Origin of the sequence: Mesorhizobium tianshanense (genome assembly GCF_007830515.1) — a bacterium.
Lineage (GTDB): Bacteria > Pseudomonadota > Alphaproteobacteria > Rhizobiales > Rhizobiaceae > Mesorhizobium > Mesorhizobium tianshanense.
Window position 1 is genome coordinate 19,273 of record NZ_VLKT01000012.1, and the last position, 15,720, is coordinate 34,992.

The 15,720-nt window shown below is 63.2% G+C and carries 16 protein-coding genes; 5 read left to right on the forward strand and 11 right to left on the reverse strand.

All coding sequences use genetic code 11. From position 1 onward, the window contains the following. The 8 genes from IQ26_RS11480 to IQ26_RS11515 form a co-directional block, all read right to left on the reverse strand. Complete coding sequence (locus tag IQ26_RS11480) at nt 1–1,041, reverse strand: ABC transporter permease (RefSeq protein WP_145716930.1); 1,041 nt, start codon at nt 1,039–1,041, stop codon at nt 1–3. Further along, nucleotides 1,038–2,555, reverse strand: coding sequence for a sugar ABC transporter ATP-binding protein (locus tag IQ26_RS11485; protein ID WP_145716932.1), 1,518 nt, complete (start codon nt 2,553–2,555; stop codon nt 1,038–1,040). The genes IQ26_RS11480 and IQ26_RS11485 overlap by 4 nt, the downstream gene beginning before the upstream one ends. 153 nt (nt 2,556–2,708) lie before the next feature. Continuing rightward, a complete protein-coding gene (gene torT / locus IQ26_RS11490) occupies nt 2,709–3,776 on the reverse strand; it encodes a TMAO reductase system periplasmic protein TorT (protein WP_145716934.1) in 1,068 nt (355 codons plus the stop codon). 79 nt (nt 3,777–3,855) lie between these two features. Next, entirely contained in the window at nt 3,856–4,827 is a 972-nt protein-coding gene (locus IQ26_RS11495) for a 5-oxoprolinase subunit C family protein (RefSeq protein WP_145716936.1), read from the reverse strand. Then, nucleotides 4,817–5,692 (reverse strand): 5-oxoprolinase subunit B family protein, encoded by an 876-nt coding sequence (locus IQ26_RS11500; RefSeq protein ID WP_126043345.1) that lies wholly within the window; start codon nt 5,690–5,692, stop codon nt 4,817–4,819. Before IQ26_RS11500 ends, IQ26_RS11495 begins: the two co-directional genes overlap by 11 nt. Further along, entirely contained in the window at nt 5,692–7,077 is a 1,386-nt protein-coding gene (locus IQ26_RS11505; RefSeq protein ID WP_145716938.1) for an acetyl-CoA carboxylase biotin carboxylase subunit, read from the reverse strand. Before IQ26_RS11505 ends, IQ26_RS11500 begins: the two co-directional genes overlap by 1 nt. Beyond that, the gene (locus IQ26_RS11510; RefSeq protein ID WP_145716940.1) at nt 7,074–7,316 is read right to left on the reverse strand and encodes an acetyl-CoA carboxylase; all 243 of its coding nucleotides are present in this window, start codon (nt 7,314–7,316) and stop codon (nt 7,074–7,076) included. Before IQ26_RS11510 ends, IQ26_RS11505 begins: the two co-directional genes overlap by 4 nt. After that, on the reverse strand, nt 7,313–8,119 hold the full coding sequence (locus IQ26_RS11515) for a 5-oxoprolinase subunit PxpA (RefSeq protein WP_145716942.1): 807 nt from the start codon (nt 8,117–8,119) through the stop codon (nt 7,313–7,315). Before IQ26_RS11515 ends, IQ26_RS11510 begins: the two co-directional genes overlap by 4 nt. A 290-nt stretch (nt 8,120–8,409) precedes the next feature. Here IQ26_RS11515 and IQ26_RS11520 point away from each other — a divergent pair, with 290 nt between their 5' ends. The 3 genes from IQ26_RS11520 to IQ26_RS11530 all read left to right on the forward strand — a co-directional run bounded on the left by IQ26_RS11520 (nt 8,410) and on the right by IQ26_RS11530 (nt 11,098). Continuing rightward, the gene (locus tag IQ26_RS11520; RefSeq protein WP_145716945.1) at nt 8,410–9,315 is read left to right on the forward strand and encodes a LysR family transcriptional regulator; all 906 of its coding nucleotides are present in this window, start codon (nt 8,410–8,412) and stop codon (nt 9,313–9,315) included. A 203-nt stretch (nt 9,316–9,518) separates the two neighbouring features. Then, nucleotides 9,519–10,331 (forward strand): aldo/keto reductase, encoded by an 813-nt coding sequence (locus IQ26_RS11525; RefSeq protein ID WP_240547089.1) that lies wholly within the window; start codon nt 9,519–9,521, stop codon nt 10,329–10,331. 101 nt (nt 10,332–10,432) lie between these two features. After that, on the forward strand, nt 10,433–11,098 hold the full coding sequence (locus IQ26_RS11530; protein ID WP_145716948.1) for a DUF6064 family protein: 666 nt from the start codon (nt 10,433–10,435) through the stop codon (nt 11,096–11,098). A 274-nt stretch (nt 11,099–11,372) separates the two neighbouring features. Here the strand turns inward: IQ26_RS11530 and IQ26_RS11535 are convergent, their stop codons facing one another. Next, a complete protein-coding gene (locus IQ26_RS11535; protein ID WP_145716950.1) occupies nt 11,373–12,014 on the reverse strand; it encodes a ThuA domain-containing protein in 642 nt (213 codons plus the stop codon). Nucleotides 12,015–12,038: 24 nt separating this feature from the next. Further along, a complete protein-coding gene (locus IQ26_RS11540; RefSeq protein ID WP_145716952.1) occupies nt 12,039–13,136 on the reverse strand; it encodes a Gfo/Idh/MocA family protein in 1,098 nt (365 codons plus the stop codon). A gap of 313 nt (nt 13,137–13,449) precedes the next feature. Here IQ26_RS11540 and IQ26_RS11545 point away from each other — a divergent pair, with 313 nt between their 5' ends. Together IQ26_RS11545 and IQ26_RS11550 are read left to right on the forward strand one after the other, a co-directional pair. Then, nucleotides 13,450–13,878, forward strand: coding sequence for a LysR substrate-binding domain-containing protein (locus IQ26_RS11545; protein ID WP_276316416.1), 429 nt, complete (start codon nt 13,450–13,452; stop codon nt 13,876–13,878). 70 nt (nt 13,879–13,948) lie between these two features. Beyond that, nucleotides 13,949–14,878, forward strand: coding sequence for an alpha-1,2-fucosyltransferase (locus IQ26_RS11550; protein ID WP_145716954.1), 930 nt, complete (start codon nt 13,949–13,951; stop codon nt 14,876–14,878). Between the two features lie 367 nt (nt 14,879–15,245). Here IQ26_RS11550 and IQ26_RS11560 read toward each other — a convergent pair whose 3' ends face one another. Next, nucleotides 15,246–15,581, reverse strand: coding sequence for a hypothetical protein (locus tag IQ26_RS11560; RefSeq protein WP_240547074.1), 336 nt, complete (start codon nt 15,579–15,581; stop codon nt 15,246–15,248). Between the last annotated feature and the right edge of the window lie 139 nt (nt 15,582–15,720).

Here is a 15,720-nt window from a genome sequence, read left to right on the forward strand (position 1 = left end):
TCAGCTCTCGCCAACCAGCATGCGGTAGCGGAACTGGTCGAGGATGACGGCGAGCACCAGCAGCGAGCCAAGCAGCACCATCTGCATGTACGAGCCGATTTGGGCGATGTTCATGCCGTTCTTCAGCAGCACGATGAAGAAGGCGCCGAGAACGACATTCTCCACACGGCCAAGCCCGCCTCGCAGGGAAACGCCGCCGATGACGCAGGCGGCGATCGATTCCAGCGCGATCGTGCCGCCGAGATTGCTTTCACCGGACTCGACGCGAGCGGTGAGCAGAAGGCCCGCGAGAGAGGCCAGCAGCGCGCACAGCACATAGGCCAGGAACAGCACCCGCTTGGTGTTGACGCCGGACAGGTTGGCTGCCCTGACATTGCCGCCAACCGCGTAGATGTGAGAGCCGAGTTTCGTCCGGTTCATCACCAACCAGATGGCAATGATTGCCAGCAAGGCGATCATCACCGGCACGGGGACGCCCAGCACCCGCCCGAAGCCGAAGAAATTGCCGAAATCATAGGGCAAACCGGCCACCGGAACGCCGCCGGTCAGGAACAGCGCGATCCCCGCGCCGACCGACTGCACGCCAAGCGTCATGATGAACGGCGAGACATCGAACTGGGCGATGCCGAGCCCGTTCAGGCAGCCGATCAGCAGCGCGGCGCCCAGACCGGCGCCGGCACCAAGCAGGATCGCCAGCCAGATCATATCAGGCATGAGCGGCGCCAGCGCGACCATCGCCAGCGCCGACACGACCGAGGTCATGGCGATTGCCGTGCCGACCGAAAGGTCGAAGCCTGCGGTGATGAGAACCAGCATCTGGCCCAGCGAGACGAGGACCAGATAGACCGACTGCCTGGCGACATTGGTGAGATTCTGGATCGACAGGAACTGGCTCGAGATCAGCGAAAAGACGATCAGCGAAAAGACGAGGAAGAACGGCAGCACGCCGACGCGCAGGAACACCGCCTTTATGGCCGCCAGCAGGATGGCGGGGCCTCGCGGCGCTCCTGTATCCCCGGTTCGGCTGCTCTGGATGGTCATGATTGGATCCCCGTCTCCGCAAAGAAATGTTTCAGGACATTCTCCTCCGCGATCTCTGTGCCGGTGAGTTCGGCCGACACCCTGCCCTTCGAGAAAACCAGCAGCCGGTGCGCAAGGTTCATCACCTCCGGCAGGTCGGAAGAAATCACCACCACCGCCTTGCCGGCCTCGGCGATCTCCTTGATCAGCCGGTAGAGCGCGGCGCGCGTGCCCATGTCGACACCGACCGTCGGCTCATCGAAGATGTAGATATCCCGCTCCTCACCAAATCCCTTGCCGAACAGCACCTTCTGCTGGTTGCCGCCGGAAAGCTTCGAGACAATGCGGCCCATATGGCCTGACGCGATGCCGACGCGTTCGCCGATCTTGTCGGCCAGCGCCTTGATGCGGCGCGGCGCAACAATGCCGAAGCGGCCCGCCATATCGGCCCGGCCAAGCAGGCTGAGCTTGATGTTCTCCCGCGCCGTTGCCGCCAGTTGCAGGCCCTCGCTCTTGCGGTCCGGCGGCAGGTAGTAGACGCCGCCACGCAGCATATGCCTTGTCGCCGCATGGGTCACGTCGCGCCCGTTCAGCGTGACCACGCCAGCCCGGATCGGCTGCAGTCCAAGAACGCTGCGCCAGATCCGCGACTTGCCGCTTCCGACCAGTCCGGCAATGCCCAGAACCTCGCCGGCGCGCACGTCGATATCGACGCCGTGGAAGCCGGCGCCATGCATCTGGCGCAGCGTCATCAGCGTTCGGCCGTCCGGCTGGCGGCCGATCTCGGGGTAGATCTGGTCGATCGCCCGGCCGGTCATCAGTTCGACGAGCGCCTTCTCCGAGGTGTCGCGCGCCGACACCGTGCCGATCAGCCGGCCGTCGCGAAGCACGCTGATATTGTCGGCGATTTCGCGGAATTCCTGGATGCGATGCGAAATGTAGATGATGCCGACGCCGTCGGCCTTTGCCTTGGCGATGAAGGCGAAGAGCTTGCGCGTTTCCTTTTCGGTGAGCGAGGCGGTCGGCTCGTCGAGGATCAGGACCTGCGCCTTGGCCAGGAACACCTTGGCGATCTCCACCATCTGCTGCTCGGCGCGCGACAGGGTGGAGACGCGCCGGCGGATGTCGATTTCGAAGCCGAGATCCCGAAACAGCGTGCGCGCGCCCTCGACCATGGCGCGCCGGTCGGTCAAAGGACCGCGCTTGATCTCGCGGCCGAGATAAACGTTCTCGAAAACACGCAATGTCGGGATCAGCGAGAATTCCTGGAACACCGTGCCGATGCCATATTTGGCGGCGTCGTGCACGGAGCGCAGGTCGACCTCTTCGCCATCGATGCGCAGCGAACCGGATGTAGGCCGGTAGAGGCCGGAGAGGATCGAGATCAGCGTCGACTTTCCCGCGCCGTTCTCGCCGAACAGCACATGAACCTCGCCGCGATGAAGCGTGAAATCGACGCCGTCGAGCGCCTTGACGCCGGGAAACTCCTTCGAGATCCGGGTCATCTCCACGAGCGGTGGGTTTGTGTCGTCCATTTTTTTGCCGGCCTGGGGTCCAGAGCATCGGACCCAAAGCCTGCCCTCGGGCCTGACCCGGGGGTGGAACCGGTTTTGGGAAAATCCGATGCTCAAACAAAAAGGTCGGTCCGGTCCCGCCTTGCCTGGCGGGACCGGGCCGAGACGTCGCGATCAGTTCAAGTTGAAGACCGGCTTGTAGCCGTCCGGCGGCAAGATGTTCGTCGGCGAAACGTCGTTGATGTTGGACGGATCCACAACAAAGATCTTCGGGCCGACATGCTTGACGTAATCCTTGCCTTCCAGGATGCGCACGGCCTGATCAACGGCAATGCGGCCCTGGATGACCATCGAGTCGGCCGGCGCAGCGAGGATGAAGCCGCGCTTGATGCCCTCATAGACGCCGGGCGTCATGTAGAACGAGAGCAGGTCGACCTGGCCTTGCAGGCCGCGTTCGCGAATGATGCCCTGCGCGGCCTCCGCCGTCACCGCGGTGCCGGCGATGTAGCGGATGTTCGGATTGGCCTGCAGCGCGTCCTCGACGAGCTTGAGCTGAACCTCCTTGCCGGTGTCGCCGAACTTGGGCTCCAGCACCTTGACCGCCGAACCCTTGACAGCGGCGAGGAAGCCTTCGTTCGCCGCGCTCACCCAACCGGCGCCCGCCGGCCCGGGGAACCAGCCCACCACCACCTCTTCGCTGCCAGCCGGATGCTTCTTGGCGAGATAGGCGCCGGCCTCCGAACCCATCGTGTAGAACGAGACCAGTGACTTCGCCGAAATATCCGGCGACGAGATGCCGTTGATGACGTCGATCACCGGAATGTCCTTCTTGCGGACTTCCGAGACGAGGTTGTTGAGGCCGTCGGCGGAAATCGCGCCGATGACGACCGCATTGGCGCCGCTGGCAACGCAATCCTCGATCTGCGAAATCTGCTTGTCGAGCTCGGTGTAGCCGCCGGCCTCCGACAGGTTCATCTTGACGCCGAGCCGCTTGGCCTCCTCCGCAACGCCGTAGTCGACGCCGAGCCAATAGGCGTCCTTCATGTGCGGAAACGAGACGCAGATGTTCCAGGGCTTCGTCGCCTTGTCGAGCGGCTCGTAGGTGACATCGACCGATTTGCCGTCGGCGGCAAACGCCGGCTCGATCTTGGCGGCGTCGTAGGGATACCAGTCGGCGGCGTAGGCGGCGCCGGCAACTAGGGTTGCCGCCGTTGCAAGCATCATTTTCCTGAAATTTCTCATGCCATTCCCCTTTCTTGTTATCGGCCGCCGTCTTCCGAACGGTTCGGCCGCACTTACCCAAAATGCCAGTTGCCCAACCTCAGTCGAAAACGCTCCTGATCCTGTCGAGCAATGCTGCCCGGTCGGCGCGGGCTTTCAGCGCGCCGTCCATGTCGACCTTGACGAAAGATGTCGGTGTGTTCGGCTGCAGCTGGCCGATCAGGTCCATGTCGGCCGAAACCACCGTGCCGATCATGAAGTAGCCGCCGCCTGAGACCGCATCGCGGTGCAGGATGATCGGCTCGGTGCCGCCCGGCACCTGGATCGAGCCGTAGGGATAGCAGCTGTCGACGATGTTCGATGGATCCGATCCGGCGCCGAAGGGCTGGTCGCGCTCGACGAATTGCAAGGGCCGGCCGCCGCGGAAGCGGTAGCCCATGCGGTCGGCCTCTGGCGCCACCTTCCACTGGTCGTCGAAGAAGTTCCGGTGCGATTCCTCGGTAACGCGGTGCCAATAGAGGCCTGGCAAGACGCGCAGTTCGGCCGGCATTCCCGGCCGCCGGCGCAGTGGTTCCGGAATGCTTCGTCCTTCCTCGCCGCCAGCGGCATTCCCGACGGGCAGCTCGTCGTCCTTGGCGACGGCGCGGCCCTTGAAGCCGCCCAGCGCGCCGATCGGATAGGTCGAGCGGCTGCCGAGCGCGATCGGCACGTCGATGCCGCCGGCGATCGCGATGTAGATGCGCGCGCCGGTCTTGAGGAAACCGAAGCTCAGCACCTGGCCTGCCCTGACCTTCAGCGCGGTCCAGGACGGCTGTTCCTCGCCGTCGAGCTTGATCGGCATGTCGGCGCCGGTCACCGCGACCAGCGCGTCGCGGGTGAATTCGAGATGCGGCCCGATGAACACCGCCTCGAGGCCGGCCGCACCCTCGTCATTGCCGACGAGCAGATTGGCGGCGCGTAGCGCCAGCCGGTCCATGGCGCCGCCGATCGGGATGCCGAGATGAAAATAGCCCGGACGGCCGAGATCCTGAACCGTGGTCGAAAGCCCCGGATTGAGTACCTTAACGGCCATTGATCATGCCCTCCAGCCTGGCGTTGTAGCCGTCGATGTCCTTCTGGAATTCGCGCAGGTCGAACGTGACGTCGCTGATTGCCGGGGCGAACCGGCCGGCGGCGACGTCCTCGACCGTATGGTCGTATTCCTCGCGCCCGATCGGCTTGAACTTGACGATGTCGCCGGGACGGAAGAACACCATGAAGTCGCGGAGGTAGCTGGTCTTCTGCTCAGGATCGAAGATCGGCATCGGCGTGATGCCGAACATCTGGTAGCCGCCGGCGCCGCGCACCGAATAGATGCAGGAAAAGCAGCCGCCATAACCGATGGTGAGCTTGGGCGTATCGGTGCGGGGCCGGAGATATTTCGGCACCTGGATCTGCCGCGGCCGGTCGACCATCTGGTACATGAAGGGCAGCCCGGCGACGAAGCCGACCATCGACACGAACCATGGCGATCCGGCATGGGCGGCGATGAAGTCGTCGACCGTCGAATAGTTGTTGATCCGGGCAGCGTATTCGAGATCGGTGGCCTTCGGATCCTGGTGCCGTTCGCGAAACCGCATCAGCGTCTCGTGCGTCCAGGGATCCTGGTAGAACACCGGGATTTCGATGATCCTCGTGGCGATCACCGGGTCGGTTTTGCTGGCCGCGCTTTCAATGGCCTGCACTTCGCGCAGCATGTCGTCGGGCCGGATGATATCGGGATTGAACTTGATCTGGAACGAGGCGTTTGCCGGGCAGATCTCGGTCACCCCCTTGATCTGGCTGTCGCGCACGGCGTTGGTCATCGACAGGCTCTTGAAAAACGCCTCCAGCGACATGCTCTCGTCGCACTCGACGAAGAGATGCTCGTCGCCTCCGAATGAATAGCGGTTTTGCATCAGGCCACCTCTCTCGTGCCGCTTGGCGGAGCGGCGAATTTCGTTTCCAGCCAGTTCTCGAGAAAACGCGTGTGGAAGCGCCCGGCCGCCACGTCGGCATCGGCGGCAAGCGCCTTGTGCAGCGGCACGGTCGTCGGAATGCCTGATATGCCGAGGCCGGCCAGTGCTGCGCGCAGCTTCGCCAGGCAGGCGGCGCGATCGGCGCCGTGCACGATCAGCTTTCCCAGTAGGGAATCGTAGAAGGGCGGCACCGCGTAGCCGGCAAAGAGCATGGTGTCGAAACGGATGCCCTCGCCTTCCGGCACGGCAAGCGTCTCCACCGTGCCCGGACCGGGCATGAAACCCCTGTGCGGATCTTCGGCGTTGATCCGGCATTCGATGGCGTGGCCGGCAATGGCGATGTCGTCCTGCCCGACCGACAAGGGCTGGCCGCCGGCGATGCGCAGCATCTCCTGCACGAGATCGAGCCCGGTGATCATCTCCGTCACCGGATGCTCGACCTGGATGCGGGTGTTGACCTCGATGAAATAGAAATCGCGGCTGGCGTCGTCGTAGAGATATTCGACCGTTCCCGCACCACTGTAGCCGACCGAGCGCGCCAGGGCGACGGCGCTGTCGCACAGGCGCTTGCGCACATCGGCCGGCAATCCGACGGCCGGGGCTTCCTCCCAGACCTTCTGCCGGCGCCGTTGCAGCGAGCATTCGCGCTCGTAGCAATGAACGAAATTCGTGCCGTCGCCGAGGATCTGCACCTCGATATGACGCGCCTTCTCGATCACCTTCTCGATGTAGAGGCCGCCATCGCCGAAAGCCGCCGCGGCCTCCGCCGAAGCCTGCGGGAAATGACGCTCGAATTCCTCGAGGCTGTGGGCGATGCGGATGCCCCTGCCGCCGCCGCCGGCCGCCGCCTTGATCATCACGGGAAAGCCGATGCGCGAGACGATCGCCGCCGCCTGGGCGAGGTCGGACACGCGCCCGTCGCTGCCCGGCACCGTCGGCACGCCGGCCCTGGCCGCGACCTGGCGCGCCGCGACCTTGTCGCCGAGCAGCCGGATCGCCGCAGCATCAGGCCCGACAAACTTCATTCCCGCTGCAGCCACCGCTTCGGCGAAGTCGGCATTCTCCGACAGGAAGCCATAGCCGGGATGAACGGCATCGACCTTCGCCGCCTTAGCCGCCGCGAGCACCGCCTCGATGTCGAGATAGGATTTCTTCGCCGCGGCCGGCCCGATGTCGATCGCCTCGTCGGCGAGCTTCACCGCCAGCGAGCCGGCATCGGCCTGGCTGTGCACCTGCACGGTTCGCAGCCCCAGGGCTTTCGCCGCGCGGATGATCCGCACCGCGATCTCGCCCCGATTGGCTATCAGGACGGAATGGATGGTCATGCCTCGACCTCGGCAAGCGCCTGGCCGGCCATCACCGCGTCGGCGTCGTCGACAAGAAAGCGGATCGCCTTGCCGTCGACGCCGGCAGTCACTTCATGGAACGACTTCATCACCTCGACGATACCGATCACGTCGGCCGCGGACACGGCGTCGCCATCGTTCTTGAACGGCGCGCTGTCGGGCGACGGCCTGCGGTAGAACATGCCCGGCAGCGGCGACTTGATTTCGGCTTTGCTCATTTTGATCCCCTCGCGGCTTGGGCCTGTTGTGTGGGCACTTCCGACACCGGCGCGATCCGGATTCCGTTCGCGACCAGGGCGGAACGCATGGCGCCGGCGATTTCCAGGCAGCCCGGCGTATCGGAATGGAAGCAGATCGACTCGAAATCGATGTCGATATCGGCGCCGTCGACGGTGCGGACCTTGCCCTCGAGACAGGCGCGCACGACCTTGTCCGCTATACCGGCCGGATCGAGCTTGCCGACATGGCGCGTGAACACGATCGAGCCGGAGCGGTCGTAGTCCCGGTCGGCGTAGAACTCCCTGATCACCGGTTGGCCGGCCTCGGTGGCGATCCGGTAGGTCTCCGACATCCCCATGCAGAAGACGAACGCGTTGGGCGCCACGGTGCGCATCAGCTTGACGAAGGATCGCGACAGTGCCTCGTTGGCGGCGAGTTCCATGTAGAGCGCGCCGTGCGGCTTGACGTGCTGCAGGTTGGCACCGTGACGGCGCGCGAATTCGCGCAGCGCGCCGATCTGGTAGACGATGTCGTTGATGATCTCGTCGTCATTGCCGTTGATCTTGCGGCGGCCGAAGCCCTGCAGGTCCCGGTAGCCCGGATGCACCCCGATGCCGACGCCGTGCTGGGTCGCAAGCCGTACCGTGGCATCCATCAGATTGGGATCGCCGGCATGGAAACCGGCGGCGATGTTGGCGGAGCTGATCAGCTCCATCAGCCTGGCATCGTCGGTGTCGCTCAGCCACCATTGGCCGAACGCCTCACCCATATCGCAATTGATGTCGACAATCGTGACCGGCACGTTGCTCCCTTTGCAATCCAGGCGCTGATCGACAGCGCGGTTCCCGTCTTCTTGTTTTTCCGAACGTTAACGCGGGAACACAGCATTGAAAAATTCTATTCTCAGAATTTGACATTCTGATTTTCAGATACCTGTTTTGGATGCCGCTGAAAGGGAAAGCGCCGAATACCGCCAGAAGCGGGGGCACGCTGTGCGGTCAAAAAAAGCAACGGCTGCACAAACAAGTTGCGTGTATCGTATTTTCAGAAAATAAGGGCTGGTAACATCAGAGAAACAGAAGGCTCCGCCCGATGTCGATCAGCCTGCGTCAAATCCGCTATTTCGTCTCCACCGCCGAACAGGGCCAGATTTCGCAGGCGGCGGTCGACCTTGCCATTTCGCAGTCGGCGATCACGACGGCGATCAAGGAGCTGGAGCGCGTGATCGGCGCCGACCTGTTCGTCCGCTCTCCCCATGGTATGGAACTGACCGCGGCGGGGCGCCAGTTCCTGTTCCACGCCTACGACATCCTCAACAAGGTGCAGGAAGCGACCAGCCTCAACGTGCCGGCCAACGATCTCGAAGGCAGCCTCACCGTCGCCGCGACCTACACGGTGATCGGCTATTTCCTGCCCAACCATCTGGAGAAGCTGAAGCGCAACTTTCCGAAGCTCGACATCCAGCTTTTCGAGCTCAACCGCGAGGCGATCGAGGAGGGTCTTCTGTCCAACCGCTATGACATCGCCGTCCTGCTCACCTCGAACGTGCTCAATCCGGACCTCTCGACCGAAACGCTGCTGGGCTCACGGCGCCGGCTCTGGGTCGCTTCCAAGCATCATCTCCTGCAGAAGGAATCCGTCGGCCTGAAGGAGATATCGCAAGAGCCCTACATCATGCTGACCGTCGACGAGGCGGCGCACACCTCGCTCAAATACTGGAGCAAGACGCCCTATCAGCCGTCCGTCACGCTGCGCACATCGTCCGTCGAAGCGGTGCGTTCGATGGTTGCCAACGGGCAGGGCGTCGCAATTCTCTCGGACATGGTCCTGCGGCCATGGTCGCTGGAAGGCAAGCGGATCGAAACGCTGGTCCCCAGCGATCCGATCCCGGCAATGGACGTCGGTCTGGCCTGGCGACGCAATGCCCAGTTCACCTCGGCCATGGAGGCGTTCCGTTCCTATTTCAGGCAGACGTTCTATATTCCCAACAGTCGCTAAGAGACCGACCGCCGGCTCGCCCAATCGGCCTTTGTGATGTCCGGTCGCCCGGAACTATTCTTGTGACCGGGTACAAGGCGTCGGGAACACAGGGATGGCGCACGATGATCATCACCCGCAGGACGTTCGTGAAGGCCGCCGCTGCTTCCGCAGCGGCTTTCGTGTTGCCGGAAGCCGCGCCCGGTGCGCCGCCTGCGCCGGCGATGCGGGCAGTGCCCTCCTCGGGAGAGAGGCTCCCCGCCGTGGGGCTGGGCACCTGGATCACCTTCAATGTCGGCGACGACCCGGTGCTGCGCGACGAATGCGCCGACGTGATCGCCGCCTTCTTCGAGGCAGGCGGCCGCATGATCGATTCCTCGCCCATGTACGGCTCCTCGCAGCCGGTGATCGGCTATGGCCTCGAGAGGCTCGGCAGGCCTGAAGCGCTGTTTTCCGCCGAGAAGGTCTGGACCTCCTCCGACGGACCCGAGCAGATCGAGCAGTCGCGCCGCTTCTGGGGTGTGCCGCGCTTCGACCTCGTGCAGGTCCATAATCTCGTCGGCTGGGAGACGCATCTCGAAACCTTGTTCGCCATGAAGGCGGATGGGCGCATCCGCTATGTCGGCATCACGACGTCCGAAGGACGGCAGCACGACCTGTTCGAACAGATCATGCGTGCGCATCCGCTCGACTTCGTGCAGCTCACCTACAACGTCGTCGACCGCGAGGCGGAGGAACGGCTCCTGCCGCTGGCGGCCGAGCGCGGCATGGCCGTCATCGTCAACCGGCCGTTTCGACAAAGCGCGCTGACGCGGCGGCTCGAAGGCGAGACACTGCCGGACTGGGCGGCCGAAATCGGTGCCGGAACGTGGGCGCAGTTCATTTTGAAGTTCATCCTTTCGCACCCTGCCGTCACCGTCGCCATCCCCGCCACGACCCGCGTCGACCATGTGCGCGAGAACCTGATGGCAGCGACCGGTCCCCTCCCCGATGCGGCCCTGCGCGAGCGGATGGCGGCTTACGTCCGGGATCTCTAGGCAGGCATTCTCGGCTGGCCCACGAATGCCTGCTTAGATTCTGTTGTTTGTTGCAGGTTCTTGCCGCAAAACCGTGGGACACTTTTGCGGAACCTGCTTAGATGTCGGAATGGTGGACTTACCGGCTGGAGGATTTCCTGCTCTTCTCGCCGCGCGTCTACTGGCGCATGTTCGAGTTGCACAATGCCGCGTTCTGGCCGCTGCATCTCCTGACGCTCGCCGCCGGCCTTGCCATAGTCCTGCTCGTGCTGCGGCGGCCGCGTCGCCATGGTCTCTGGGTTGCGCTCATCCTCGCCGCGCTCTTTGCCTTTGTCGGCTGGTCCTTCCTGTGGAGCCGCTATGCCGCGATCAACTGGGCGATCGCCTATGTCGCGCCGGCCTTCGGTCTGCAGGCTCTGCTGCTGGCGATCGGCGCTGCGGCACGCGGCGGCCTCGCCTTCGACCGGCAGGACATGGCGGGACGGCTCGGGCTGCTGATCATGGCCATCGGTCTCGTCGCCTATCCCCTCGTCGCGCCGCTCTTCGGGCGGCCATGGGCGAGCGCCGAGGTCTTCGGCATCGCGCCGGACCCGACGGCGATCACGACGCTCGGCATGCTGCTTGCAGCGCACGGCGGCCTTACGCCGCTGCTGTTTCCGATCCCGCTGCTGTGGCTGCTGCTCAGCGGCCTGACGCTGCATACGATGGGCGATCCGCAAGCCTGGCTACCGCTTCTGGCAGCGGGTGCCACTGTCGCTGCCCTGGTCCTGCGCCGCATCGCTGGATGATGCGACGCTGGGTTCGGCATTTGCTCCGGCAAGAAACGTGAGCTCGCGATCGCGAGCGCACGAATCGGTTGACAGGTGACGTCAGTTATGCTAGGAATTTATTCATAGTGCTGATTTGCGCCAATGATCCGTCCGTGGGGGACCCGTTGCCGAGGCGGGTTTTTTTGTTTCAGGTTTCGGCGCCACCCTTCACAAAGCTCTAATGCAGATCTGACGGGCGTGGCAGGATTCGTGGCATAGCCACCAATTCCCGACATAGCCGCTCGTCGGCGCCTCAACGCGCCGCCCATGCCAGGCCGCGACGGAATATCGTTCGCATCTGCGGCACCGCGAATTCCTTGGCGACATGTCCGAGCGCCGAATAGAACACCCTTCCCTTGCCGTGCCGGCGCTTCCAGACGACCGGCATGACCACGCGTTCGATCCAGGACGCGTGCTCGCCCGAGAAGGTGGTGGTCGCCAGCACCTCGTTCGAGGGATCCACATGCATGTAATACTGCTCGGAGCGGTACGAGAAATCATCGATGCCTTTCATGATGGGATCGTCGCGCCTGGTGATGTCGACCCGGTAGTCGATGATGTTGCCGGGGTGGGCCACCCACTGACCGCCGCACATGAACTGGTATTCCGTGGCCTCGCGAAACGCATCGCACATGCCGCCGTGATAGCCGCCAAGGCCGACACCGCCCTCGACCGCCTTCGTCAGGTTGAGCTCCTCGTCCTTCGCAAGCTTGGCCATCGTGTAGATCGGGACGATCAGGCTCAAATCGGCGATCGCGGGGTCGGCGAATATGGCGGTCGTGGTTTCGACGCGCACGCCGAAGCCTTCCTCTTCGAGCATCGCCTTGACGACGCGCGCACCTTCCTCCGGCTCGTGTCCGTCCCAGCCGCCCCACACGATCAGTGCTTGCCGCATAGTCTTCTCCGTCAGTTGGTGGTTTCAATCCAGGTCGCCAAACCGAACGTCCGTCGGCAGTGCGGCCGGCCGATCCGGGCGGCTGCCGATAACAATGTGCGTGCCGCTGTCGGCGGAGCGCTGGAACGCTTCCATGACTTCCAGCACATGGAAAGCCAGCTCGCCATTCGCGCGATGAGCGCGGCCGGACCGGATGGCTCTCGCCATGTCCGCGACACCGATGATCCGATAGTTGCCGTCGGCATAGATGTGCTGCGTCGGCACGCCATGCCAGTCCTTGTCCGCCGTTGCCATCTCGATCGTGCCGCCGAAATGGTTGGGATCGGGCACGCAAAGAGCGCCCTCGGTGCCATACAGCTCGATCGGGCGGTGGCGGTGTCCGGCGACGTCGAAACTCATGACGACCGTCACGATCGCGCCCGAGACGAATTCCAGGGTGCCCGCGACATGGGTCGCGACCTCCACCGGCACGCGCGTGCCGGCAAGCGGTTCGCTGGTGATCACCCGCTCGGACCGCATCCGCGACGCCATCCCGGCAACCCTGGCCACGGGACCAAGCAGGTTCACCAGGTCGGTGATGTAGTATGGCCCCATGTCGAGCATCGGGCCGCCGCCGGCGAGATAGTAGAAGCCCGGATTTGGATGCCATCTTTCATGGCCGGGACACATGAAGAAGGCCGTGCCCGCAAGAGGCGTGCCGATAGCGCCCTCGTCGACAAGCTTGCGCGCCGTCTGGTGGGCGCCGCCAAGAAAAGTATCCGGCGCCGCGCCGAGCCTGAGGCCGCGTGCCCGCGCGGCATCGACCAGCTGCCGCGCTTCGCCGGTGCTGATGCCGAGGGGTTTTTCCGAATGCACGTTCTTGCCCGCCGCGATCGCCTGGAGGCCGACCTCCACATGCGCCTTCGGTATGGTCAGGTTGACGACGATCTCGATCGCGGGATCCGCGAGCAGGTCCTGGACGCTCTTCGACGCCACGCCGAACTCGGCGCCGCGAGCCGCGGCCGCCTCCGCATTGAGATCGGCAACCGCCCGCACATCCAGGATCTCGAACACCGACGCCGCCTTGAGATAGGCCGTGCTGATGTTGCCGCACCCGACGATGCCAATTCCGACCCGCTCCATTCCTTCTTCTCTCCGTCCCAACGAAGACCATCCCCCGACCGCTCCTGACGCGGCAACGATGTGCCGCCGGGCAAGCACCAACACTGTCGGCAAGATGGTCAGTGAAACAAGAGCTGTACGAAATTGGTAGTGGCTGATTTTGAATTTAGCACTTCGCTCGGCGCGTTTCCAAAGCACCTGGGAATGCCGCAACGGCCGCCCGGCGCAGTTTCGATCCCCCGTAGACGCGAGTTCTGTTTTTGAGCGCATGAAGCGCGTTTCAGCAGACGGGCAACTGACATGGCCGTGAGGGGCCGATCGATATGTCGCTGCCGTGCGGGGACCGACGGTCTTATGGCGGCATCCGCCAAGGCGCCCTCCGGCGCGACTCCCAAGCTTGCAACTACAGCACCGCGCTGCCATTTGGACGCGCAAAGGACGCTGTAGGGCTTTAATTTTGCGCATGATCCTCGAAGGCCGCGCCAAGCTGCAGATGAACTCGGTTCATGCCATCGGCGCCTCGCTAGCCGCCGGCCTCGGCTGCGCCATCGGCACCAAGCTGTTCATGTACGAGCATATCGAGAGCGGCCTGCTGCATTATCGTCCGATCGTCGAGCCGGAATTGTCACGGACGCTCTATGTCTGCGAGATGGCCGATCGCCCGGCGACCTATGCGCTGGAAGCGGTCCGCAGCCTGATACTGGACCTCATCCGCCGCTCGGTAGTAGACGGGCGCTGGCAAGCGCGAATGGTCATGCTTTAGTCCCCACAGCGGGGAGCGGGTGCCAAAGGAGATTTGTTTTGAAACCAGACACCGTAGATAATTTTTCCCGATGACGCCGCCAAAGAATCAAAAGCTCTTCTCCATCGGGTGCCGTTGCGGACGCCTGGCAAATCGTCTGATCATCTTCGCGAATTTCATCGCGCTGGCGGAGGAGCAAGGGGATCGCGTCATCAATTACACCTTTCACAGCTACGCCGATCTGTTTGAAGCCACGCGCGCGAACATCCACTGCGCGTATCCGGTACCACAGCGGAAAAGCTGGCTGGACCGGATTCCCGGCGTCGGCGCGATCATCCGCAAGACGCGCATTTTCTATCATATCACCCGCTACACCAGCGTGCTGATCGATCGCTTTCCGGTTTTTGGCCGGAAGTTTGTCACGCTGCGTGAAACCAAAGGTCAATTCATCACCTATCTGGACGGCCCGGACGTTCAGGAGAAGATCCGCCCGGCTGAAATCGTTTTCGTGTATGGCTGGCGGTTTCGCGCGCCGCATCTGGTGCACAAGCATGGCGACAAGATCCGCGCCTATTTCCAGCCGTTGGAGACGTTTGAAAGAGCGAGCCGCGAAGTCGTTGAGCCATTACGGCGCAATGCCGACATCGTCATTGGCGTCCACGTTCGTCACGGCGATTATCGCGGCTGGAAGGGCGGCCAATATTTTTATCCAGTTGAACGTTACGCCGCATGGATGCGCGACCTCGCGACGCAATTTCCCGGCCGCCGGGTATCTTTTCTGGTCTGCAGCGACGAACGGCGCAACGCCGGGGAATTTCCAGGCCTGACGGTCGGGTTCGGCACCAAATCTCCCGTGAGCGATCTTTTCGCGCTTTCCCACTGCGACTACATCATCGGCACCAGGAGCACCTTTCCGCAGTGGGCCTCTTTTTATGGTGGGAAACCGCTGCTGCAGATTTTGGACCGCAATGCTTCGGTCAAAGTGGAAGATTTCCGCGTCTGCTATCTGGACTGGGACTGAGATGAAACTTGGAATCCATGGCGGCTCGTTCGATCCAGTGTGGCATCCACACCTGTCATTCGGCAGCCATTAACTGCGCGTGCCGTTCAGTGCCATCAGGCGTTTCGCGCGTTCGAGGCGGCGGGCGGCCGAAGGAATCATGGACATGCAGATGCCCGGCCACCGGCCAGGTGCTGTCGCCGGAGCTCGACGATTACCGCAATATTCCCTGCCGCATCGTTTCATCAGGCGGAGGCCACAAACGTGCCATTCTTCTGGCTGTGGCGCGGGCCGGGTTGGCGACGGTCATCGTGACGGAAGCTGACAGCGCAAGAAACATGCTTTGATTGCCGATAGACTCGGGCACTGCAAGGATGGTGACCTACCCCTAGAACCACCGCCGCTCAGGCTCGGAACTCCTTGCAATCACGATGCCGAGAAGAACACCGAGCATGCCGCCAAGCACCATCGCCGAAGAGATCGTGCCTGGGTTCTGCTGAACCGTTTCAGATACGGTGTGCGCCTGGCTACGCAATTGCTGGGCTGCACGCGAGGCCCTGTCGGCGGCGCTGTCGTACCAGCCCTGTGCCTCCTCGGCCTGGTCGGAGAGGGTGCGATTTATCTTGGTGATTTCGCGGCGAAGCTCGGCAATCTGCTTCTTCATCGCCTCCTGGGCTTCATTTGCCGCCTTCGAGGCGCCTGCCATGCTGGTGGTCTCGGCCATTGGCTTTCTCCCTTTGATGTCAAACAGGGAAACGGTCGCGGACGCACAGGGTTCCTTGCTTTAGAGCGACGTGCGTCCACTTGGACGCACAAAGTACGCTCTAACACTTTTGAATCCGCGCATCGCGCTTTCCGAAAAT